Below are 22,439 nucleotides of genomic sequence, written 5' to 3'. Positions count from 1 at the left end.
TCGCCCTTGGCCCAAGCGCGCGCACGACGCGAGCTGACGGATCGCCCGTTCTGAAACCTACCGACTGGGCTAATATCCGCCCGTGCACAGTTATCGGGGGGGCACCGGGGGCGGAGCCGGAAATTTCGAATCCAGAAGTTTCGAGAACAAAAATCTCGAGCCGACGGATTTCGAATTGTTGACCGCTCATGTCGCGGGCGATCGACACGCGTTCCGTGAACTACTGGTCCGGCATCAGGATCATCTGTGGCACGTTGCCCGGCGTACGAGTTACTCGGACGAGGACGCGGCAGACGCACTCCAGGAGGGTCTGCTCTCCGCGCACCGCAAGGCGGCGAAGTTCCGCGGCGATGCGGCGGTGCGTAGTTGGCTCCACACCATCGTGGTCAATGCGTGCCTTGACCGGATCCGACGCAACAAATCGCGGGCCGCGTTCTCTCTGTCTTCCGAGAATGCGGAGGAACCCCGTGATCACCGCGATTACGCGGCGGGAGTGGACATGAGCCTGACCGTCGAACAAGCGCTGGCATCGCTGCCCCCTGAGCAGCGCGCTGCCGTCGTCGCCGTCGATGTCGAGGGGTATCCGGTGGCCGAGGCCGCCGAGAGGTTGGGCGTGCCCGTAGGGACCGTGAAGAGTCGCTGCGCCCGCGCGCGCAAGCGCCTCGCCGCCCAGTTGGAGGACTTTCGCGAAGGCGGGAACCATTCGTGAACCGGCCGCGTCCTATCTTGTAAGCGTCCACACCGACTGCCGAGGGAGGGTTCATGACAGATCCGTCTGTTCGCGTTCCGTCGCCTCCGTTTTCGGAGGACCTCTTGGCGGATCTTCACGCCGGGGTTCTCGATCCCGAAACCAGTGCAGCTCTGTGGCCGCTGGTACACGCAGACGCCGACGCCCAGGCATTTGTCACTACTCTCGACAGCGTCACAGCATCACTCGCGACACTGAACTCGCGCGAGGCCTCTCATGAACGGATTCCGAATTCGCTTGCCGAGCGAATCAATTCGGCACTGGATTTACAGTCCGGTCAGGACGAGCTGTCAGCAGAGACAACCGTCGTGCCGTTCCGGCGACGCCCACAAGCGTGGCTGCTCGGTGCCGCAGCAGCAGTGTTGGTGGCCTTCGTGATCGTTGTGATCGGAACCCGAGATTCCGAACCTGCCGAAAGCGTTGTCGCTCAACCAAGCATACCGGTGACATCTGCTGTCGACGATCCGGATTCGGCGTCTCTGCTTTCACTCATCGGATCCAAAAACCTTGGACCGCTGGATGATCCGTTCAAGCTTGCCGGCTGCCTGAGCGCCAATGGCATCGACGAGGGCAGGCCGGTGCTCGGCTCGGGTGAGGTTCGCATCGACGGTGCACCGGCGATAGTCCTACTCTTGACGGGATCGCAGCCGCGTCAGATCACTGCACTCACCGTTGGGATCAACTGCAGCGACGGGAATCCGAATACGTTGTCGGTCAAGAACATCGGCTGACGTCGACGGTCAGCGCGGTGTTGCTGCGGGTAGCAGGAGCTCGAGGATTCTCCCGCGCAACGCATCCGTATCGTCCTCGACCGCTATCAGACTTGAAAACATCGCTGCTCCGGCCGCCAATACCAGCACGGCCTTGGCATCGAGCAGTGCCGATTCGGGATCGTCAGCATTTTGAAGGAAGAGTTGCGTGCTCGGCCCACTGAAACCGCGCCACAATTCGTTGCGTAAATCGTCATGGTCGCGCAGCGCAGCCAGCAGTCCCGGCGACGCAGCACGAACCTCGGGCCGCGAGAAGAGCTGAGCACTTCCCTCCACCACCCATCGGATCCAGCCGTCGCGATCGGTGCCCTCGAACGGTGTCAGGTCAGGTGTCGCCCCCAGGATCGATCCGAGAACTAGATGTGCCTTCGACGGCCATCGTCGTGACATCGAGGCTCGGCTGACCCCTGCCCGTGCCGCGATCGCCCGGAGGCTGAGTTGCTCCCATCCGACCTCGAGGAGCATCGCTCGGGTGACCTCGAGGACTGTGTCGTCGATGCGTGGGTCTCGTGGGCGACCTGATCCTGTGGCGTTCATCGTGTCGAATTGTCGGACAGATTGGGAGTAGGCGCTATATCGTCGTAGTTACGAGTCCACTGGCATCGTAAAGATCAGGCCGCCGCAGGAAGTTGAAAATGACCACAGCGCCCACACCGTCGATATTCGAACCCGCACGTCTCGGCCCTCTGACCTTGCGCAACCGCATCGTCAAAGCTGCAACGTTCGAGGGCGTCATGCCCCGGGGAGCGGTCTCGGACGATCTGATCAACTTCCACGCTGAAGTCGCCCGGGGCGGGGCCGCGATGACCACCGTCGCCTACTGCGCCGTCTCACCAGGTGGACGAGTCCACCGCGACACCCTTGTCATGGACGAGCGCGCACTGCCGGGACTGCGCAGACTGACCGACGCAGTCCACGCCGAAGGCGCGCTTGCCGCGGCGCAGATCGGCCACGCGGGACTGGTTGCCAACACGCTTTCCAACAAGACGAAGACCCTCGCGCCGTCGACCCGGCTGAGTCCGCCCGCAATGGGCCTCGTCAAAGGCGCGACGCTCGCCGAACTCGACGGTGTCGTCTCCGACTTCGAACGGACCGCCCGCGTCGCAGTGGACGCAGGATTCGACGCCATCGAGGTCCATCTCGGTCACAACTATCTACTCAGCTCGTTCATGAGCCCCAATCTGAACAAGCGCCACGACCGATACGGTGGCAGCGTCGCCAAGCGCGCCGAGTATCCACGTCGAGTCATCGAAGCGGTGCGAGTGGCCGCTGGATCCAGCGTGGCGGTCACCGCGAAATTCAACATGTCCGATGGGGTGCCGAAAGGTCTGTGGCTCGACCAGAGCCTGCCGATCGCCCAGATCCTCGAAGCCGACGGCCACCTGGACGCGATGCAATTGACCGGTGGCAGTTCACTTCTCAACGGAATGTACTTCTTCCGCGGCGAGGTCCCACTGGCTGAGTTTGTCGCCTCCCAACCCAAACTCGTCGGGTACGGGCTGAAGTTCTACGGTCCCAAAATCTTTCCGACGTACCCGTTCGAGGAGGGTTTCTTCCTGCCCTTCGCCCGCCAGTTCCGACAGGCGCTGAGGATGCCACTGATCCTGCTCGGCGGCATCAACCGCGTCGACACCATCGAGCACGCACTGGATGAAGGATTCGAGTTCGTCGCCATGGCGCGCGCACTGCTCAGGGACCCACAACTGGTCAACAAATTTCAGGCCGAGAGCGTCGACGAGGGTCTGTGTATCCACTGCAACAAGTGCATGCCCACCATCTACACCGGCACGCGCTGTGTGGTTCGGGACGCGCTGGTGGTTCGGGAGGCACCGCGCCCCGCCCAGTGAGTCCCGCGCTGTGAGCTGCCGGCTGTGAGCCACTTTCCAGCGGAGTGCGGGAACAACACCCCTTATCCTGGTGTTGATCGGTACGGCTCTCCAAGAAGCGGAGGGTCTGCACTCACTATTGGAAGGCTCGCATGACCACCCAGCTGGAAACCACGCCCGCGGTCCATGACGTCATCATTGTCGGTTCCGGACCGGCCGGCTACACCGCTGGTGTCTACACCGCGCGCGCTGAGCTCCAGCCCCTGCTCTTCGAGGGAACCCAGTTCGGTGGCGCCCTCATGACCACCACCGAGGTCGAGAACTTCCCCGGATTCCGCGAAGGAATCATGGGCCCCGATCTGATGGAACAGATGCGCGAGCAGGCACTGCGCTTCGACACCGACATCCGCACCGAGGACGTCGAAGAGATCGACCTCAGCGGCCCGATCAAGACCGTCGTCGCGAACGGCGAAACCTACGCCGCGCACGCGATCATCCTCGCCATGGGCGCAGCAGCCCGCTACCTGGGCATTCCCGGTGAAGAACGCCTCCTCGGCCGCGGCGTCAGCGCCTGCGCCACCTGCGACGGCTTCTTCTTCCGTGACCAGGACATCGTCGTGGTCGGCGGCGGCGACTCCGCGATGGAAGAAGCAACCTTCCTCACCCGCTTCGCTCGCTCGGTCACCCTGGTGCACCGCCGCGAGGAGTTCCGCGCCTCACGGATCATGCTCGAGCGCGCCAAGGCCAACGAGAAGATCCGCTTCCTGACCAATGCCGAGCCCGTCGAGGTGCTCGGTGAGAACAGCGTCACCGGCCTCGTCGTGCGCGACACCGTCACCGGCGAGACCTCCACACTCGAGATCACCGGCATGTTCGTCGCCATCGGCCACGACCCGCGCAGTGAGCTCGTCAAGGGCCAGGTCGATCTCGACGACGCCGGATACGTGCGCGTCGCTCCCGGTTCCACCGCGACCTCCGTCGACGGCGTCTTCGCTGCCGGTGACCTGGTCGATCACACGTACCGTCAGGCGATCACCGCTGCCGGCACCGGATGCTCCGCAGCAATCGACGCCGAACGCTGGCTGGCCGACCGCGGCGACATCACCGCCAACACGCTCGACGCAGCCGGCCACACGGTCGACGTCGTCGGCGCTCCCTGATTCACCAAGCTGTCGTACCCAACCCTCGAGGAGTAACAGTGTCGAATACCGTCACCATCACCGACGATTCCTTCAAGCAGGACGTCCTGGGCAGCGACAAGCCCGTTCTGGTCGATTTCTGGGCAACCTGGTGCGGCCCGTGCAAGATGGTCGCCCCGGTCCTCGAGGAGATCGCCGGCGAGAACAGCGAGAAGCTGACCGTCGCCAAGCTCGACATCGATGCCAACCCCGCGGCCGCGCGCGATTTCCAGGTCATGTCGATCCCGACGATGATCCTGTTCAAGGACGGCAAGCCGATCAAGACGATCGTCGGCGCCAAGGGCAAGGCCGCGCTGCTCAAGGACCTCGCAGACGTTCTCTGACGGCTGGGTGAGCATCGTGGATTCTCGCAATCCACAGAATTTCTGAGATAATCGATCGATGTGCCTGATCGGGTCTACGACCAGGCACATCGATCGAATTCGTTAACCGATCCGAGAGGCTTTCACGCATGCACAGACTCCGACACGGCGATCACGGCCCGGCCGTCGCCGAGATTCGGGGCACATTGACGAAGCTGGGATACCTCCATCACGGAACTTCCGGCATTCGACGTGAAAGCGCCGACGGTGCCCACTGGGTTGCACCCGACGCCATCTTCGATCATCAACTCGACAGCGCCGTTCGTGCCTTCCAGCAGCAGCGTGGGCTTCTTGTCGACGGCATTGTGGGCCCTGCGACCTATCGGTCACTTCGTGAGGCCTCGTACCGCCTGGGTGCCCGTACGTTGATCTACCAGTTGTCCGCGCCGCTGTACGGCGACGACGTCGCAGCGCTGCAGGCAAAACTGCAAGATCTGGGCTTCTACGCAGGCCGGGTCGACGGTTTCTTCGGTCCACAGACCCACGAGTCTCTCTCGTCTTTCCAGCGCGAAATCGGGATTGCAGCCGACGGTATCTGCGGACCGCAGACACTCCGTTCGCTGGAACTTCTGGGAACCCGCGTCACCGGTGGTTCCCCACATGCGATCAGCGAAGAGGAACTGGTGCGGCGCAAGGGCCCGCAGCTGGGCGGTAAGCGCATCGTCATCGATCCCGGCCTCGGCGGCCCGTCGACGGGCAACATCGTCAACGGCATCTCCGAAGCTGACATCCTCTGGGATCTGGCCATGCGACTCGAGGGGCGGATGGCCGCAACCGGGATGGAAACTTTCCTCTCCCGCCCGCACAACGCCGATCCCACCGAGGCCGAGCGCGCACTGACATCCAATGCGTTCGACGCGGATCTGATGATCTCCCTGCGTTGCGACAGCAACTCGAGCCCTTCGGCAAACGGCGTCGCGAGCTTCCACTTCGGAAATTCGCACGGTTCGGTCTCGATGATCGGGCAGGTGTTGACCGGTTTCGTTCAGCGCGAGATCGTTGCGCGAACTCCGTTGCGGGACTGCAGAACTCACGGTCGGACGTGGGAGTTGTTGCGCCTCACCAACATGCCGACGGTGCAGATCGATCTCGGCTACCTGTCCAACGCGTCCGACGTTGCGGTACTGACGAATCCGCGGATGCGTGACACCATCGCCGAAGCCATCTTGATCTCGGTCAAACGGCTGTACCTGCTGGGTCAAGACGATCAGCCGACCGGCACCTTCACCTTCGCCGAGCTTCTCGCAGAAGAACTTTCGGTAGCCGACCGCATTTCGTAGGTCCTGCGGTCGGCACCTGCTCACACTCTGGCGAGCTCGCTGATCTCCACCATTTCGAGAGCTGCGGCCTTCAGTAGACGGTCGAGGGCTTCTTCGACGTCGACTTTCCATTCGTGATCTCGATTGAGTTCGAGACGAAGCCGCGGATAGCGATGGTGCGGTGCCACGACCTCGAAACCGTAATCCTCGAGGAACTCGGCACTGATCATGCATTCTGCGGGTGAACATTCCAGAGCGGCCGTTGCGCTGGCCACGTCGGAAGCAGGTCCCAAGTCGTCGCTACGGATACCGAATGCCTCGAGCGCACGAACTCCGCGTCGAACCAGATCTGTCACGACAGCGGCCAGCAGGCTTGGCCCTAGTTCTTCCTCTATGCCCGAGGGCTCGAGGCGAAGGCTTGTCAGAAGCACTGCGTCCGAGCTGACCGGGCTGGTCGGAAACAGTTGCGCGCGCGGGATCATGCGGGGAGGGGCGTACAACGCACTTCCAAGCGGCTTTCCGTCGCGGACGGCGACCTGTCCGCACGAACCCCACTCGAGCATGACCATCGACAGCCAGGCTTCCTTCTCGAATTCCTGATCGCAGAATCCTCGGGCATCGTGAAGCGCGCCCGGGTCCATCTCCCAGAACACGCATCGACGCGCATGGGCGGAAAGTTGATCGAGGCTGTCGAGCGTGAGAGAGGTGATGACGTGAGTCGACACTGACTAACTCACTCTCCGTAGGTCCCCGAAGCGGTTTTGATGTTCGCCCGCCGCTTTTTTCTTCTCCAGGATAGGCCAGCTGTACCGAGTCGGCAGTGGCGCGAGAGTTGATCGCTCTAATGTATTGCTGTTCAACATCTTTCGTCCCGGTTCAAGATTTCGAGAAGCTCGGACCACCTATTTTCGTCACAGTGACGAAAATAGGTGGTGTGCCCGGTCATCGTCATTACGTCACCAAACGGGCATCCGAGTTCACTACGTCGATTTCTGCGCTTCCATCATTCCGACGATGCGTTGTAGGTCGTCGACCGAGCCGAATTCGACCACAATCTTTCCCTTCCGCTTGCCCAGACTGACAGTCACCCGAGTGTCGAACGAGTCCGACAACCGCTCAGCCACATCCTGCAGACCCGGCATCACGATGGGCTTGCGCTTCTGCGGGGGAGCGATCTCATTGTCCGCCCGGTTGGCAAGAGTGACGGCTTCCTCCGTCGCGCGAACCGACATTCCTTCGGCGACGATGCGTGCTGCCATGACTTCCTGAGCGTCGGCACCCGCCTCGAGGGACAGCAGTGCGCGAGCATGGCCGGCCGAGAGTACTCCAGCCGCAACGCGGCGCTGAACCGCCACCGGCAGCTTCAGCAGACGAATCATGTTGGTCACGACGGGACGCGAACGTCCGATCCGATTGGCCAATTCTTCGTGGGTTACTTCGAACTCCTCGAGCAACTGCTGATACGCCGCTGCCTCCTCGAGGGGGTTCAACTGCACTCGATGGATGTTCTCGAGGAGCGCGTCGCGCAACATCGAGTCGTCATCGGTTTCACGAATGATCGCCGGAATCTTCTCCAGGCCGGCTTCCTGGCTCGCACGCCAGCGACGCTCACCCATGACAAGTTGGTACTTGTCACCGTGACGACGGACCACGATCGGCTGCATCAAGCCGAATTCGCGGATCGAGTGAACCAATTCCGCGAGCGCTTCCTCGTCGAAAACGCTGCGGGGCTGCTTCGGGTTCGTCTCGATCAGGCTCGGTTCGATCTCTAGATAGACCGCGCCGGTCGGCTCGAGTTCGGTCTCCGGCTCAGCTTCCACCGGAGCCTTCGCCGCCGTCGCCTTGGTGGCTTTCGGTGTTTTCGGAGCCGCCTTCGTCGGTGGGGGAGGGGAGGGGTTGCGCTTGTCGACGCCGATTACGACGTCCGCTGCAGCCGAACCCAGACCCGGTGCCGTGGCCGGCCCAGTGGGGATGAGAGCAGCCAAGCCGCGGCCCAATCCACCTTTGCGTGCTTGACTCATCTCACTGCTCCTGGGTCGTCGTGGTGGCAGAGCGGGCGGCAAGTTCTCGTCCGGCGTCGAGGTAACTCATGGCGCCACGTGAACCCGGGTCGTAATCGAGAACTGTCATTCCGTATCCGGGAGCCTCGGACACCTTCACGCTGCGCGGAATCACAGCGCGCAGGACGGCCTCACCGAAGTGTTTGCGTACTTCTTCGGCGACCTGGTCGGCGAGCTTGGTCCGTCCGTCGTACATCGTCAGAAGGACGGTGGAGACATGCAGATCCGGGTTCAGATGAGCCTGGACGAGTTCGATGTTGCGGAGCAACTGACCGACCCCCTCGAGGGCGTAGTACTCGCACTGGATCGGGATCAGGACTTCCTTGGCAGCAACCATCGCGTTGACGGTCAGCAGCCCTAGCGAGGGCGGGCAATCGATGAGGACGAAGTCGACGTCGAGCTCTGCGAGCACCTTGTCGTTGAGCGCGCCTTTGAGTCGATTCTCGCGGGCAACCATGGAGACCAATTCGATCTCGGCGCCCGCCAGATCGATCGTTGCCGGGATGCAGAGAAGGCGCTCACTGTGCGGGCTGGTCTGGATCGCCTCCGGGGCCTTCACTTCGCCTATGAGCAACTCGTAACTGGAGGGGGTGCCCGAGGTATGGACGACGCCCAGAGCCGTGCTGGCGTTGCCCTGAGGGTCCAAATCGACCACGAGGACAGTGAGCCCTTGAAGAGCGAGCGCCGACGCAAGGTTCACCGTGGTCGTCGTCTTACCGACGCCGCCCTTCTGGTTCGCGATGGTGATCACGCGGCGGAACGCCGGCTTCGGCAGCGTCACCGAATGGGGGTGAAGCACCTGGCTCGCTCGATGCGCGGCCGCCCCGATGGGAGTCTCCTCCGAGGAGATCGCCGCGTAGGGGGCGGTGAAATTGTCGTCGTCGTTGACGATCTGATCCGCACCCGCGCTCGTGTGCTGCTTCGGTGTTTCACGTGAAACGGCGGATTCAGATCGACCCGACATTGACTGCTCCTTCGATTGGGAATCGATCACTAGGTGCTCTCATCATCTGTACATTGCTCTCGATTGCATGCGTGTAAATCATCAACGCTGGCGACGCTTCGGGAGACGTTCGGCCTTCACCACCACGGTGGGGGTGCGGAGAATCTTGGCTCCACATTCGAGTATTTCCAACTTACCTGCGCCCAATTTGGTGAGCGCCGTACGGTCTCGCTCGATCTCCTCGGCGGCGCTCGAACCCTTGAGTGCCAACATCCGGCCGTGCTCGTGAATGAGTGGGAGGGACCAACGTGCGAGCTTCTCGAGAGGCGCCACAGCTCGCGAGGTGACTACATCCGCGCCGCCCGCTTCCTTCACAACACCCGATTCCTCGGCTCGCCCTCGGACAACCAATACGTCCAATCCGTTGGACTCGATGAACTCCGCGAGGTACACCGAGCGTCGAAGCAACGGTTCGACGAGAGTCACCTTCAAGTCCGGGCGGGCGATCGCGAGAGGGATTCCGGGTAGGCCGGCACCGCTTCCTACGTCCACAACCGACTCACCTTCGGCGATCAGTTCACCGATCACTGCGCAATTGAGAAGGTGACGCTCCCACAGTCGGGGAACCTCACGGGGACCAATGAGCCCGCGCTCGACACCATCCGTTGCAAGGGATTGGTAGTACCGTTCCGCGATCTCATATCTGTCACCGAACACTGCGCGCGCAGTCTCTTGTTCGTCCCAGTCAACCGACGCCGCACCATTCTGTTCCACGTGAAACATCCTCCCGCGTAAACCGCGAAATCAACAATCAAGACCGAAATCATTATCCGCTCTGGAGCCGACATGTGTTCGCTTCTGCACACCGACTCGCTGTGAGTCTGCCGACTCGTTCATTCTTTGGGAAGTATTCCGCCCAAAATTCAAGTGGGGGAGGGGAGGGGTTCACGTTCCACGTGAAACATCGCGCTGACAAATCTTCCAATTCTGATGCGTTTCACGTGAAACATAGCCGGGCGATCGAACGCAGATAGGAGGTCGATTATCAATATCATCACAGTGACGAAACTGCCATGGGTAGTTACATGGATGGAATTCATGGCCAAAAAGGGGTAATTATCGACGAAAAGCGAGTTTCAGAAAAGGGCCGGCTTCGGACAGTTTCGGTGTCTCGCCGCCGATTGCCACGAGCTACCCAACCTTCGACTTGACTCTCCTGTTGCGGGAGACCGGAGACTTGGCACCAGAAACCGAAATCAATCCAAGGAGCTTGGCACCACATGATGCGCATCGGAGAGTTCGCCCTCGCCTCTGGACTCACAGTGAAAGCACTCCACCACTACGACGCCATCGATCTACTCAAACCCACACGGCACTCCGCAACATCGGCCTCGCGCTCGACACTGTCGCAGAAGCATTGAGCAACCCGCACTACATAAATTCCTTCATCGAACGGCACCGAGCACATGTCGCTGACGAACGCGCACGACAAGATGCTGACGCGGCGCAAGGGTCCGCGTTGATCGACTCACTTGAACTCGACTACACCGTGCGCCGTCGTTCCATGCCGGCTCAACACTGGGTTGGACTGCAACACGAAATCCGTAACCTCGAACTCGAGCAGGTTGAGTCGCCCCTGGCGACCCTGCGAATGGCCCTGACAGAAGCCGGCCACACGATCTCCGGCCCCTGGTGGACAACACTGCGCCAAACTGCAGAAGCTGAGGTCGTCGAAGTTCTGTTCTGCTGGCCGACTACCCAGATCCCCGCCGAGCCAGTTGGCATCTCCGGAACGATCGTCGAATCTGGCACACTCCCAGCGCGCGACGAACTGTTTGTGACACTCGAAACATCCGACGACGATTCCGATCTCGGCGATCTAGGCGCAGAAGCCGCACAGATCGCGATGATCGAGCAAGCAAACGATGACGGACTGGAGTTAGTTCACGGCAGCATCCGCCAGGTTGGAGTACTCGCTGACGACGGCACACCAGAAGCCATTGAACTCGTGATCGCCATCCAATAGGCGTCCACTACCAATCTGGGATGGAGATCGAGAGCTCGGGGCAACAATCATCGATCCTGTTTCACGTGAAACGAAGGGCTGACTATTCCGGCTGGGGGAGGGGAGGGGCTCACATGTAGTACGCCGTGTTGTCGATCGAATATCCGAACGTGCACGGTGCGCCGCCGACACCCAATAAGGCAATGATGAAGCTGAGCATGACTGCTCTCCCGGATCCCCATGCCAGTGCAAGTGGAATGAATACGACGGCGACTACTCCCAGCGGCAACAACCAGCAGAGCCAATACTCCTCACCGCCCGGGCGGGAAAGACTGGACTTCCATTCTCTGCTGCGGTTCGAAGACCACGGGCCAACAACTCAGGCCGCACACGAGCATCCCGCTCAAAGCACTCAAGATCGCCGCCCGCCTCCGAGAGATGTTCGGATCGAAGTCTCGGTCTCTACCCATATTCGTACGACACCGTTGCAGCAGGGTATGTGGGCCGAGTTGGAACCTGGCCACCCCTATCCCTGGTACTCAGCGGTCTCCGCGTCACCCATACACCGTCGGACAAGCTGGACAGAAAGGCCCACGCCGGCGCGATTCGGCGACGAACCTCCGGTTGACGCCCGGCTCAGCCCGCCGGGGCCTCGAACACCATCCTCACCTCGGTCACCTGGTAGTTCGCCCGCTTGAACGCGGCGGCCATGGGCGTGTTGGGTACGTCCGTGGTCGCGGTGATGCGATTGGCGCCATCGGCTGCGTGAACGCGGGTGATCTCGCAGAGGATGTCGTCCACGTAGCGGCACCCGCGCAGCTCGGGCACTACTCCGAGGTATCCGACGTTGCGATGGTAGGGCGTCGCGGACGGGATCGCGAAGCCGACCAGCGTCCCGTCCATGGTCTCCGCCAGCCGCCACCACGATCGTTCGCCAGGGCACGACCGGTAGAACTCGAGATCGTCCCGGGCCTGGCTGACAATGTCTGTGGCCGCAATGCCTCGTTGCGTGGCGACGTCCAGGCTGCCGACAGCGACCCGCTGGAACACCGCGAGGAACTCATCATCCGAGGCGGGACGGAACATCAGACGCTCGGAGGGGGCGGGCACACCGGCCGCAGGCGTCCACTCGAAACGCAGCCGCTCGATCATCTCGGTCAGTCCGGCCGCCTGGGCCGCCTCGCGACGCCAGGACACGGCGTCTGCGACGGTGGAATCCGCGTCATGCCCGGCGGTCGGCACGACCAGCACATACTCAGGCTTCGCGTGGAACTCGGTGTGCGCCCGCGACATGAGTTCGGCGGCAAGCGCAGCACGATCCGGCACGTCAGCCAGCACGTGCAGGAAATCAAGGGCGAGCGGACGCTCGCTGTCCTCACGCCCCCACCACAGGGCACGCGCGACGATACTGGAGCCGTCAACGGCGAACCAACTCCATTCCGGACGAAGCCGTCCGGCCGCCACCTCTTCCCGGAGCGAGTCAGCGTCGACGAACCCGACCGGATCGTTCATCGCGAACCCCACGGGCTCTTCCAACTCGGCCCGAGTCGCGGGTCGTATCAGCACCATTGCTTCCCTTCACGACGCTTCATTGACGACAGGTTCCGAAATAGAGATAGGACATGTCGACAACGATAGGCACCGGACCTTCACCGTGCCGCCGGATTCGGTTTCACGTGAAACACCTCTCGTACACGAATGCGGGCCCCGGAAAATCCGGGGCCCGCATTCGATCAGGGGGGAGTGTCAGTCCTTGAGGACAACCACTCGGCGAGACGGCTCAGCGCCTTCGCTCTCGCTGGAAACACCGGCGACCTTGGCGACGGCGTCGTGCACGATCTTGCGTTCGAACGGCGTCATCGGAGCAAGCTCTTCGCGTTCGCCGGTCTCGAGAACACGCTGTGCGGCTTCCGCACCGAGAGCACTGAGCGCCTCGCGGCGGCCCGCCCGCCAGCCGGCGATGTCGAGCATCAAGCGGCTGCGCTCTCCGGTCGACTGCTGAACAGCCAGACGAGTCAGCTCCTGGAGAGCATCCAGAACCTCACCCTTACGTCCCACAAGCTTGGTCAGGTCGTCGCCGCCGTCGATGCTGACGATCGCCCGATCGCCCTCGACGTCAAGGTCGATGTCTCCGTCGAAATCGAGCACGTCGAGCAACTGCTCGAGGTAGTCGCCGGCGATCTCGCCCTCTTCGATCAAATCGTCATCGGAATCGTCGATGTCTACATCCACATCGGTAACCGGCGCAGTGGTCTCGGTGCTCACGTCTGCGTTCTCTCCATCCACAACGATGTCAGCTTCACTGGACATTGGTCGTTCTCTTTCCTGGATCAGCGCCGTTTATTGCGCTTGGGGGAGTTGCCGCGGTTGCTCTGTGGCCGGTTCTGTTTCGGTTTCGACGTCGAACCACCACTGGAACCCGAGGGCTTCGGCTGAGGCTTCTTGAGCGAAACTTCCGGGGCGTCACCGTCGTCGTCGGCTGAATCCGCGGTCTTCAGCGCAGCCGGGGATCCCTTCTTCTTACCGGGATCGGGACGGGCACCGGGCTTAGGCGCATTGTCGTTGCGGCGAGTGATCGCTTCCTGCTTCTTCGCTTCTTCTTCGGCATCGATCTTGCGGAAGACGAGGTGCTGCTGACCGTAGGTCCAGATGTTGTTCGACACCCAGTACAGGAGGATCGCGATCGGAAGGAACGGTCCACCGACCAGAACGCCGAGCGGGAAGACGTACAGCGCGAGCTTGTTCATGATCGCGGACTGCGGGTTCGCGGCAGCTGCTTCGCTCTGACGGGCAACCGAAGCGCGTGAGTTGAAGTGGGTCGCGATGCTGGCAATGATCATCAACGGAGCGGCCACGAGAATGATGTTCAGGCGTGACGGAAGCTCGGGAACGTTCTCGGTGACATAAGCCTGAAGCTGCGCAACCGGCGTCGTGATCGCGGCCGAGATGGGCGCGCCGAACAGACGAGCATCCAGGAACGACTGGACGTCAGTGGCCGAGAAGACGTAGTTCGGGGTGTTGAGGTTGTCCTCGGCGCTCATGCCCAGCTGGCCCATGCCGGTGCCGGTGCGGTTGAACGAGCGCAGGACGTGGAACAGACCGATGAACACCGGAGCCTGAGCCAAGACCGGGAGACAGCCCATGATCGGGTTGAATCCGTGCTCCTTCTGGAGCTTCTGCATCTCGACGGCCTGACGCTGACGGTCGCCCGAATACTTCTTCTGCAATGCCTTGATCTGCGGCTGCAGTTCCTGCATCTGGCGGGTCGTGCGGACCTGCTTCACGAACGGCTTGTACAGAACCGCACGCAAGGTGAACACCAGGAACACCACGGAGAGCGCCCAGGCTATTCCGTTGTCCGGGCCGAGAATGAACCCGAAGACCTTGTGCCAGACCCACAGAATTGCGGATACCGGATAGTAAATGAAATTGAGCACGGCTCTAAGTACTCCTCTGTTCGTCCGTCGGACTGTGACACGCTGCGCGTGCTTCCGGACAGCTATGGCGGCTACCCGCATCACGGTCACGACGGGCAGGGACAGGGTCCCACCCTCCAGAATGCCAGGGGGCACACTTCGCCAACCGCACCACAGTCAAGAAAAGGCCTTTGATCGCCCCGTGAGTGCGCAGCGCTTCGACCGCGTATTCACTGCAGGTGGGGGTGAACCGGCAGGTCGGCATCCTCAAGGGCGACACATACGTCCGGTACAACTCGATACAGAAGATGAGAACAGTGGCGGGAGCGCGACGCACAGCCTTCAACACCGTGATGACACGGGAGGCTCTGGGAGTCTCGATCTGCTCAGAGAGCGGAGTACTCATGGCTCTTCACTTACCGACACCAATAGGTTCATTTTGGTCAGGCCCCCACGCAACTGCTTGGCCAGTTCGGCTGAACTGGCGGTAGCTGCGCCCGGAAGTGCGCGGATGACCACGTCCGTCTCCGGCGAAACCTGCCCGACGAAATCTGCACAGATATGACGAAGCCGGCGTGCGACTCGATGTCGAATCACCGCCGGCCCGACAGCCTTGCTCACGATCAGCCCGAAACGGGGACCGTGATTTGTTACTACCAGCGCCTCTACTTGCTCGCGATCGAACGCGTGCACGACAAGGTCGCGTCTTCCCATACGACGCCCGCGTCGCACCGCCACGGAGAAATCCGCGTGGCGACGCAACCGAGACGGCTCAGGCAACACCCCGAGCTCCTGAACTCGAAATCAGATCAGGCGGTGAGGGAATCGCGGCCCTTACGGCGACGCGCCGAAACGATTGCACGACCCGCACGGGTACGCATACGAAGACGGAAGCCGTGAACACGCGCGCGGCGGCGATTATTCGGCTGGAACGTCCGCTTGCCCTTGGCCACGGTCAACACTCCTCGAAGTTCATTGACGCCTCCCGGCGTCATTCAGTGATCGACGCCTTACGGCGCCTTTGGATCCAACAGGTACAGAACAATCAACTTCACTCGTTGTGGCTTGGAAGACCGATCCGACCTGACATATGTAGCCAGCACGAAGCGATCACCACCAGCGGGTGACCGTTCGAGGTTACTTACCACCGTTGCCAAGGTCAAACCAGCCCGATTCGGAGCCCTCTCGCGGCAACCGCGACGACACGCCGATACTTCCATCATTCCGCAGATTCCATTCGCGGTGTGCATACGGCCGTGACCTCGAGCGAGGCGGCAAGTGTGACCTTGGCAACAGTTCCGCTACGGACTGCAGGTGACCTGAAGGCAACCCGGACAGTTCCACCGGCGCATGCTCCCGACAAGGCCTCATCAGCACATACGGGCACGAGCGCCGGACGCGACCCCGAATCCCGAGTTTCCACATTCATCCACAGGGCTGTGAGTGTTGACGCATCCCCGACACCAAGTGGCGAACGCCTCGAGTTCCGACAAAGTTGCAGGTAGATCAATTTCTCGATCACTTTGACGAATTTGGTTGACGAAAAAACCGACTCAGTGCAGGTTTGTCCACATCTGTGGATAATTGTGTGGAAACACAGCCCAGGTGGCATATTCGTAGCCTGTTACGGGGTTCTCACCCCGGGTGGTAATCCACCGAATCATTCGACGCCGCAGCCATACGCTCGGCAGCTGCAGCACACCCACTGTCGGCGAAACACGGGAAGGAACCACGTGAACGACGATCCCAACGCGCTCGCACGGGTCTGGGTCGACGTGGTTGCAGAACTCACGAGTGATGACCCCGGAAGTAATCTTCCGGCTTTGAGCAGCAAGCAGAAGGCATTTGTCCGTCTGGTGAGGCCTCTCACACTTGCTCAGGGTTTTGCACTCCTCTCGGTTCCATCGCCATTTGCTCAAGAGACGATCGAGCGCGATCTACGCGAGCCGATCCTGCAGGCACTCGGACGCCACCTCGGCGGCCAGGTCGAGGGACTCGGTGTCCGCATCGCACTCGAAGACGATGCCGACGCACCCGCCGAACCGGTCGAGGAGCGCACGGGCAGCCGTCAGTTCGAGTCGGTCAACTCATCGGGCGCATACCGTCGGCGCAGATTCACCGAAGGCGACGGAGAACCTTCGGACTCCGAGACTGCCGAGACCGAGGAAGTCGACGACGACCGCGAAGCACTCGCGAGCGTTCACGAATCGTGGCCGTCGTACTTCACGAAGCCGCCCGCTACTCCTTCTGCTTCTGGGTCCGGCGCGAACAGTCTCAACGCGAAGTACACCTTCGACACTTTTGTGATCGGATCGTCCAACCGATTCGCTCATGCCGCTGCCGTCGCGATCGCGGAGGCGCCGGCGCGTGCGTACAACCCCTTGTTCATCTGGGGAGCTTCGGGCCTGGGCAAGACGCACCTTCTTCACGCCGCCGGCCACTACGCACAGCGACTGTTCCCCGGCATGCGGGTCAAGTACGTCTCGACCGAAGAATTCACCAACGACTTCATCAACAGTCTTCGTGACGACCGCAAGGTTGCGTTCAAACGTCGATACCGGGAAACGGACGTCCTGCTGGTCGACGACATCCAGTTCATCGAAGGCAAGGAAGGTATCCAGGAGGAGTTCTTCCATACCTTCAACACCTTGCACAACGCGAACAAGCAGATCGTCGTCTCCTCGGACCGTCCGCCCAAGCAGTTGGCAACCCTCGAGGAGCGTCTGCGGACGCGCTTCGAATGGGGCCTGATCACCGACGTTCAGCCGCCTGAGCTCGAGACGCGTATCGCGATTCTGAGCAAGAAGGCGAGGATGGATCGCCTCGAGGTCCCGCACGATGTCCTCGAGTTGATCGCCAGCCGTATCGAGCGCAACATTCGTGAACTCGAGGGCGCGTTGATCCGCGTCACCGCTTTTGCCTCGCTCAACCGCCAGCCGTTGGATCTGACGTTGGCCGAGGTGGTCCTGCGCGATCTGATGCCCGATTCGTCGAGCCTCGAGATCAACGCGGCGACGATCATGGCGGTGACGGCCGAATACTTCAACATGTCGATCGACGACCTGTGTGGGCCGGGTAAGGCCCGGCCACTCGCTCAGGCCCGCCAGATCTCGATGTATTTGTGCCGTGAGCTCACTGATTTGTCATTGCCGAAGATCGGTCAGACGTTCGGCCGTGACCACACGACGGTCATGTACGCCGACAAGAAGATCCGTAAGGAAATGACGGAACGCCGCAAGGTGTACGACCAGGTTCAGGAGTTGACCGCAAGGATCAAGCAGCGCTCCAAGCGTTGACCTGCACTTATTTCGATCGATGCCGCTCGAGGCAGAGGTTTCCCTCGAGCGGCATCGGTGTATTCGAAGGGTTACACGTGCGGTCCCCTCGAGGGGCGGTTGTCCACCTCGAGGGACGACACGCCGGAGTCGGACACGCCGATGAGAACAAACTCTTCGTTTCTTGTGAAAAGTATTCACATCTGTGGATAACTGTGTTGATAACTCCGAAAGTCTGTGGAGTTCTCGAGGAGGAATCCGAAAACTTTCAGAGAGTGCACAGAGGGGGTCGATTGGTCCTCGAGTCTGTCCTCGAGAAGTGCACAGGCCCTCGAGGGGACCTACCAGCGTCGACAACCGTTGCTCCACAGATTGCACAGGACTTATTACTACTACTGAGAATTTCCTAGGAAAAGCTCTTTGAAAATAGTTCTGGGGACAACTCCTGTTGAGAACCTCGCCTCAGGCTGCGCTCGTCCCGGCTTCGGCTTTCCACTTGCGCCCTCGAGGGCATACGGTGGGCATCGCTTGGTCTGTGTCAGACTTCAAGTGAGCTGATGCAGATCCGCAGCAGACGAACATGCCTACCGAGAGGAATAACCCGGCGATGGAGCTTGGAAGCCTGAAGTTTCGCGTTTCCCGGGAAGAGTTCGCTGATTCAGTAGCGTGGGTTGCTCGTAGCCTGCCCTCGAGGCCGCCTGTGCCGGTTCTCGGCGGAGTTCTTCTCGACGCAACCGAAGCCGGCCTCACCGTTTCCGGGTTCGACTACGAGGTATCTGCGCAGGTCCGCGTCTCGGCAGATGTCACGACTGCAGGTCAGGCACTCGTCTCCGGACGCCTCCTTGCCGATATCACCAAGTCGCTTCCCAACAAGCCGGTCGATGTGACCCTCGAGGGCACTCGCGTGCTCATCTCCTGCGGAAGCGCCAAGTTCTCCCTGCCCACGATGCCGGTCGAGGACTACCCCCAGCTTCCGACGCTTCCGCAGCAGTCCGGGTCCATTCCCGTCGACCTGTTCTCCGAAGCCATCAGCCAGGTAGCCGTAGCAGCCGGCAAGGACGACACCCTTCCGATGCTCACAGGTATCCGTGTCGAGATCGAACAGAATTCGATCGTCCTCGCCGCTACCGACCGCTTCCGTCTCGCCGTTCGTGAACTCGAGTGGACTCCGGCAAACCCTGACGTCCAGGCTGCTGTTCTCATCCCTGCCAAGACTCTGTCCGAGTCCGCGAAAACGCTTGCCGGCAATGCAAATTCGCCGGTCGAGTTGGCTCTCGGTTCCGGTACGACCATCGGAAACGACGGACTCCTCGGCATCGTCAACGACGGACGCCGCACCACGACGCGCCTCCTCGACGCCGAGTTCCCGAAGTTCCGTCAGTTGCTGCCTGCTCAGCACACCGCGATGGCAACGGTCGAGGTCACGCCTCTCATCGAGGCCATCAAGCGTGTAGCACTCGTCGCCGAGCGTGGCGCACAGGTTCGCATGCAGTTCTCCGCTGACGGTCTGCTCCTCTCTGCGGGTGGCGACGACGCCGGCCGCGCAGAAGAGACACTCAACGCGTCGTTCCAGGGCGAAGCACTCACCATTGCGTTCAACCCCGGTTACCTGATCGACGGGTTGAACTCGCTTCACAGCGAAAACGTTCTGTTCGGCTTCACCACTCCCAGCCGTCCGGCTGTTCTTCGCCCCGCGGCCGAGGAAGAGCCCACGGCAGACGAGTCCGGTAACTTCGCTGCGCCCTCGAGCGAGTACACGTACCTGCTGATGCCGGTTCGCCTCCCGGGCTGAGTGGTACCCCGCACTTCAGTTCGCGCCTGACCAGGGAGAACAGTATGAAGATCGGACTCGTAGGTCTCGGCAAGATGGGTTTCAACATGCGTGAGCGCTTGCGCGCGCATGGCCTCGAGGTGATCGGATACGACCCTCGACCGGAAGTCACCGATGTCGGGTCACTTGCCGAACTCGCTGCTTCCCTCGAGGGACCTCGAGTCGTCTGGGTGATGGTTCCGGCCGGTGAAATCACCCAGAGCACCATTGCCGAGCTGGCGGATGCCCTCGAGGGCGGCGATCTGGTCATCGACGGTGGGAACTCGCGCTACACCGACGATGCTGTCCATGCCGAGCTTCTGGGCGCCCGTGGGATCGGTTTCCTCGACTGCGGTGTCTCCGGTGGCATCTGGGGCCGTGAGAACGGCTACGGCCTGATGGTTGGCGGATCCGAGCCCGACGTGGCAAAGGCAATGCCGATCTTCGACGCCCTTCGCCCCGACGGCGACGCTGCAGACGGCTTTGTCCACGCCGGCCCCGTCGGTGCTGGTCATTACGCGAAGATGGTGCACAACGGCATCGAATACGGCCTGATGCAGGCGTATGCCGAGGGGTACGAGCTCCTCGAGGCGGAAAGCCTGATCGCGGACGTTCCGGGCGTGCTCCGAGCTTGGTCGAAGGGAACCGTCGTACGTTCGTGGTTACTCGATCTGCTTGTCGACGCCCTCGAGGAGGATCCGGAGCTTGCGCAGATCACGGGCTATACCGAGGATTCCGGTGAGGGCCGCTGGACGGTAGAGGAAGCTATCAAGCACGCTGTCCCTGCTCCCGTAATCTCCGCTGCTCTGTTCGCGAGATTTGCTTCACGACAGGATGATTCACCGGCCATGAAGGCGGTGTCGGCCTTGCGTAATCAGTTCGGTGGTCACGCGGTCAAGAGCGCTTCGCCCAAGAATTCGGCTTCTGGAAGCTAAGTGTTCGTTCGTAGATTTTCGCTGCGGGACTTCCGATCCTGGGATTCGCTGACGCTGGACCTCACGCCGGGAACAACTGTCTTCCTCGGTTCGAACGGGCACGGTAAAACCAACGTCCTCGAGTCACTGGGGTATCTGTCCACGCTGTCCTCTCATCGAGTGTCCACGGATGCACCGATGATCCGCAGCGGTTCCGCCAGTGCTTTTGCCGGTGCAACGGTGGTCAACAACGGGCGCGAACTGACCATCGACGTCGAACTGATCGAGGGAAAGTCCAACCGCGCCAGGATAAATCAGTCGCCGACGCGTCGTCCGCGGGAAGTACTGGGAATTCTGCAGTCGGTGATGTTCGCGCCGGAAGATCTGTCGTTGGTTCGCGGTGATCCTGGTGATCGTCGGCGCTATCTCGACGAGTTGTTGACGTCGCGGATTCCCCGAATGGCTGCCGTCCGTGCGGATTACGACAAAGTGCTGCGTCAGCGCTCAGCCCTACTCAAAACTGCTGGTGCGGCTTTGCGCCGCGGTTCTCGTGGTGGCGAGTCCGACAACGTCCTCTCAACCCTCGAGGTGTGGGACGGGCATCTGGCCGCTCACGGCGCACAATTGTTGGCCGGGCGCCTCGAGTTGGTCCATGATCTGGCGCCCCACCTGGCGGAGTCGTATCGTTCCATCGCACCCGAGTCCCGGCCGGCGTCGATCCGATACAAGAGCAGCCTGGGTTCGTCGTTGGATCCCGAATTCACCGATCCTGCAAGGATTTCCGGAATCGACGACGTTGCATACCTCGAGGAGAGATTCCATCTCGAGTTGGCACAGATGAGGTCGAAGGAAATCGATCGCGGAGTGTGTCTGGTCGGTCCGCATCGGGACGACCTGGAGCTGGTTCTCGGCGACAGTCCGGCGAAAGGCTTTGCCAGTCATGGTGAATCGTGGTCGTTCGCGCTTTCGCTGAGACTGGCAGGTTTTGCCCTGTTGCGCGCGGACGGCAGCGACCCGGTCCTGATGCTCGACGACGTATTCGCGGAATTGGACCGTCGTCGGCGTCGTGCGCTCGCCACCGTTGCGGCTACCGCAGAACAGGTGCTGATCACGGCCGCCGTTCCCGAGGACGTACCGGACGAACTCGAGGCGGCCAAGTTCGGCGTCGAAGCCTCCGATACCGGAGACGGTCGGATATCCCGGATAGTGCCCGTAGGCTCGACGGATCAGGAGGTCGAGTTCGATGACTGAAGACAGCAGCGCGGCCCCGGAGCCCGAGCTAAAGGGGATCGATCTGGCGCGCCGTGCCCTCGAGGAGGCACGCGCGACAGCCAAAGCCAACGGCAAGGCCGTCGGGCAGGGGCGCTCGTCGCCCAAATACGGAAGTGGCCGCCCGCGTCGACGCAGCGGTTGGTCCGGCCCCGGCCCGGATGCGCGGGACCCTCAGCCGTTCGGTGCTCTCACCAGCGCTATCTCCAAATCGCGTGGGTGGTCCCCCAAGGTGTCCGAGGGCACGGTCCTCGGTCGGTGGCCGCAGGTCGTCGGAGAAGACATCTCCGCGCACGCCGAGCCGATCTCTCTGAAAGAAGGTGTTCTCAGCATCTCCGCCGAGTCGACGGCGTGGGCTACCCAGTTGCGCATGATGCAGTCCCAGATTCTGGCCAAGATCGCTGCTGCCGTCGGTGACGGCGTCGTGAAGACACTGCGCATCACCGGTCCGAGTGCGCCTAGCTGGCGCAAGGGCGAAAGGCATGTGAAAGGCCGCGGACCTCGCGATACGTACGGCTGAGGAAAACTCAACCAGGACCTGGTTCTACCTATTACTTCGTGTTACAGTTAAAACTCGCTAGTG

Annotated in this window: 24 protein-coding genes; 13 read left to right on the top strand and 11 right to left on the bottom strand. The window is 61.5% G+C overall.

The genetic code is table 11. The features are described 5' to 3' along the window. Positions 1 to 82: 82 nt before the first annotated feature. Positions 83 to 709: an RNA polymerase sigma factor SigM gene (sigM, locus tag FEZ59_RS16870; protein ID WP_019746195.1), complete on the top strand. Its 627-nt coding sequence runs from the start codon at positions 83 to 85 to the stop codon at positions 707 to 709. A gap of 53 nt (positions 710 to 762) precedes the next feature. Then, a complete protein-coding gene (locus FEZ59_RS16865; protein WP_172932916.1) occupies positions 763 to 1,479 on the top strand; it encodes a hypothetical protein in 717 nt (238 codons plus the stop codon). A gap of 9 nt (positions 1,480 to 1,488) precedes the next feature. Here the strand turns inward: FEZ59_RS16865 and FEZ59_RS16860 are convergent, their stop codons facing one another. Beyond that, positions 1,489 to 2,055: a TetR/AcrR family transcriptional regulator gene (locus FEZ59_RS16860; protein ID WP_020971485.1), complete on the bottom strand. Its 567-nt coding sequence runs from the start codon at positions 2,053 to 2,055 to the stop codon at positions 1,489 to 1,491. Between the two features lie 98 nt (positions 2,056 to 2,153). Here FEZ59_RS16860 and nox point away from each other — a divergent pair, with 98 nt between their 5' ends. From nox to FEZ59_RS16840, 4 genes are all read left to right on the top strand, one after another. Further along, entirely contained in the window at positions 2,154 to 3,365 is a 1,212-nt protein-coding gene (gene nox / locus FEZ59_RS16855) for a 4,4'-dithiodibutanoate disulfide reductase (protein ID WP_172932915.1), read from the top strand. A 131-nt stretch (positions 3,366 to 3,496) separates the two neighbouring features. Further along, positions 3,497 to 4,504, top strand: a complete 1,008-nt coding sequence (gene trxB / locus FEZ59_RS16850; RefSeq protein ID WP_019746199.1) for a thioredoxin-disulfide reductase — start codon at positions 3,497 to 3,499, stop codon at positions 4,502 to 4,504. A 38-nt stretch (positions 4,505 to 4,542) separates the two neighbouring features. Further along, positions 4,543 to 4,866, top strand: a complete 324-nt coding sequence (gene trxA / locus FEZ59_RS16845; RefSeq protein WP_003942530.1) for a thioredoxin — start codon at positions 4,543 to 4,545, stop codon at positions 4,864 to 4,866. Positions 4,867 to 4,994: 128 nt separating this feature from the next. Next, positions 4,995 to 6,185, top strand: a complete 1,191-nt coding sequence (locus FEZ59_RS16840; RefSeq protein ID WP_020909860.1) for an N-acetylmuramoyl-L-alanine amidase — start codon at positions 4,995 to 4,997, stop codon at positions 6,183 to 6,185. Between the two features lie 20 nt (positions 6,186 to 6,205). Here FEZ59_RS16840 and FEZ59_RS16835 read toward each other — a convergent pair whose 3' ends face one another. The 4 genes from FEZ59_RS16835 to rsmG form a co-directional block, all read right to left on the bottom strand. Further along, the gene (locus tag FEZ59_RS16835; protein ID WP_007729135.1) at positions 6,206 to 6,889 is read right to left on the bottom strand and encodes a hypothetical protein; all 684 of its coding nucleotides are present in this window, start codon (positions 6,887 to 6,889) and stop codon (positions 6,206 to 6,208) included. A gap of 255 nt (positions 6,890 to 7,144) precedes the next feature. Further along, positions 7,145 to 8,185 carry a ParB/RepB/Spo0J family partition protein gene (locus tag FEZ59_RS16830; RefSeq protein ID WP_019746202.1) on the bottom strand — a complete coding sequence of 347 codons (1,041 nt, stop codon included), beginning with the start codon at positions 8,183 to 8,185 and terminating at the stop codon, positions 7,145 to 7,147. 1 nt (position 8,186) lies between these two features. After that, positions 8,187 to 9,188: a ParA family protein gene (locus FEZ59_RS16825; RefSeq protein WP_003942510.1), complete on the bottom strand. Its 1,002-nt coding sequence runs from the start codon at positions 9,186 to 9,188 to the stop codon at positions 8,187 to 8,189. Between the two features lie 81 nt (positions 9,189 to 9,269). Then, positions 9,270 to 9,950, bottom strand: a complete 681-nt coding sequence (rsmG, locus tag FEZ59_RS16820; RefSeq protein ID WP_019746204.1) for a 16S rRNA (guanine(527)-N(7))-methyltransferase RsmG — start codon at positions 9,948 to 9,950, stop codon at positions 9,270 to 9,272. Positions 9,951 to 10,447: 497 nt separating this feature from the next. On the opposite strand from rsmG, the gene FEZ59_RS16815 reads away from it, so the two are divergent. Together FEZ59_RS16815 and FEZ59_RS16810 are read left to right on the top strand one after the other, a co-directional pair. Next, on the top strand, positions 10,448 to 10,588 hold the full coding sequence (locus tag FEZ59_RS16815) for a MerR family DNA-binding transcriptional regulator (protein WP_198931675.1): 141 nt from the start codon (positions 10,448 to 10,450) through the stop codon (positions 10,586 to 10,588). A 98-nt stretch (positions 10,589 to 10,686) separates the two neighbouring features. Then, on the top strand, positions 10,687 to 11,193 hold the full coding sequence (locus FEZ59_RS16810; RefSeq protein WP_172932914.1) for a hypothetical protein: 507 nt from the start codon (positions 10,687 to 10,689) through the stop codon (positions 11,191 to 11,193). A gap of 615 nt (positions 11,194 to 11,808) precedes the next feature. Here the strand turns inward: FEZ59_RS16810 and FEZ59_RS16805 are convergent. The 6 genes from FEZ59_RS16805 to rpmH all read right to left on the bottom strand — a co-directional run bounded on the left by FEZ59_RS16805 (position 11,809) and on the right by rpmH (position 15,541). Then, positions 11,809 to 12,741 (bottom strand): GNAT family N-acetyltransferase, encoded by a 933-nt coding sequence (locus tag FEZ59_RS16805; protein ID WP_172932913.1) that lies wholly within the window; start codon positions 12,739 to 12,741, stop codon positions 11,809 to 11,811. 177 nt (positions 12,742 to 12,918) lie between these two features. After that, on the bottom strand, positions 12,919 to 13,482 hold the full coding sequence (locus FEZ59_RS16800; protein ID WP_003942504.1) for a protein jag: 564 nt from the start codon (positions 13,480 to 13,482) through the stop codon (positions 12,919 to 12,921). Between the two features lie 20 nt (positions 13,483 to 13,502). Then, positions 13,503 to 14,609 (bottom strand): membrane protein insertase YidC, encoded by a 1,107-nt coding sequence (yidC, locus tag FEZ59_RS16795; RefSeq protein WP_019746208.1) that lies wholly within the window; start codon positions 14,607 to 14,609, stop codon positions 13,503 to 13,505. Positions 14,610 to 14,613: 4 nt separating this feature from the next. Then, complete coding sequence (gene yidD / locus FEZ59_RS16790) at positions 14,614 to 14,994, bottom strand: membrane protein insertion efficiency factor YidD (protein WP_007729147.1); 381 nt, start codon at positions 14,992 to 14,994, stop codon at positions 14,614 to 14,616. After that, positions 14,991 to 15,371: a ribonuclease P protein component gene (gene rnpA, locus FEZ59_RS16785; RefSeq protein WP_019746209.1), complete on the bottom strand. Its 381-nt coding sequence runs from the start codon at positions 15,369 to 15,371 to the stop codon at positions 14,991 to 14,993. The genes yidD and rnpA overlap by 4 nt, the downstream gene beginning before the upstream one ends. Positions 15,372 to 15,397: 26 nt before the next feature. Further along, positions 15,398 to 15,541 carry a 50S ribosomal protein L34 gene (gene rpmH, locus FEZ59_RS16780; protein WP_003942540.1) on the bottom strand — a complete coding sequence of 48 codons (144 nt, stop codon included), beginning with the start codon at positions 15,539 to 15,541 and terminating at the stop codon, positions 15,398 to 15,400. Positions 15,542 to 16,321: 780 nt separating this feature from the next. Between rpmH and dnaA the strand changes: the two genes are divergently transcribed. The 5 genes from dnaA (at position 16,322) to FEZ59_RS16755 (ending at position 22,376) form a co-directional block, all read left to right on the top strand. Further along, entirely contained in the window at positions 16,322 to 17,884 is a 1,563-nt protein-coding gene (gene dnaA / locus FEZ59_RS16775) for a chromosomal replication initiator protein DnaA (protein WP_003942491.1), read from the top strand. Between the two features lie 586 nt (positions 17,885 to 18,470). After that, complete coding sequence (dnaN, locus tag FEZ59_RS16770) at positions 18,471 to 19,655, top strand: DNA polymerase III subunit beta (RefSeq protein WP_007729165.1); 1,185 nt, start codon at positions 18,471 to 18,473, stop codon at positions 19,653 to 19,655. A 44-nt stretch (positions 19,656 to 19,699) separates the two neighbouring features. Further along, the gene (gnd, locus tag FEZ59_RS16765; protein WP_019746211.1) at positions 19,700 to 20,608 is read left to right on the top strand and encodes a phosphogluconate dehydrogenase (NAD(+)-dependent, decarboxylating); all 909 of its coding nucleotides are present in this window, start codon (positions 19,700 to 19,702) and stop codon (positions 20,606 to 20,608) included. Continuing rightward, the gene (gene recF, locus FEZ59_RS16760) at positions 20,609 to 21,838 is read left to right on the top strand and encodes a DNA replication/repair protein RecF (protein WP_020905610.1); all 1,230 of its coding nucleotides are present in this window, start codon (positions 20,609 to 20,611) and stop codon (positions 21,836 to 21,838) included. It abuts the gene before it with no gap. Further along, the gene (locus FEZ59_RS16755; RefSeq protein WP_003942471.1) at positions 21,831 to 22,376 is read left to right on the top strand and encodes a DUF721 family protein; all 546 of its coding nucleotides are present in this window, start codon (positions 21,831 to 21,833) and stop codon (positions 22,374 to 22,376) included. Before recF ends, FEZ59_RS16755 begins: the two co-directional genes overlap by 8 nt. The last annotated feature ends 63 nt before the right edge of the window (positions 22,377 to 22,439 follow it).

This window comes from Rhodococcus sp. MS13 (genome assembly GCF_013277835.1).
In the GTDB taxonomy this organism is placed as follows: Bacteria; Actinomycetota; Actinomycetes; order Mycobacteriales; family Mycobacteriaceae; genus Rhodococcus_F; species Rhodococcus_F erythropolis.
Note: the sequence above shows the minus strand (reverse complement) of the source record. Positions and strands in the feature narration are given on the sequence as shown.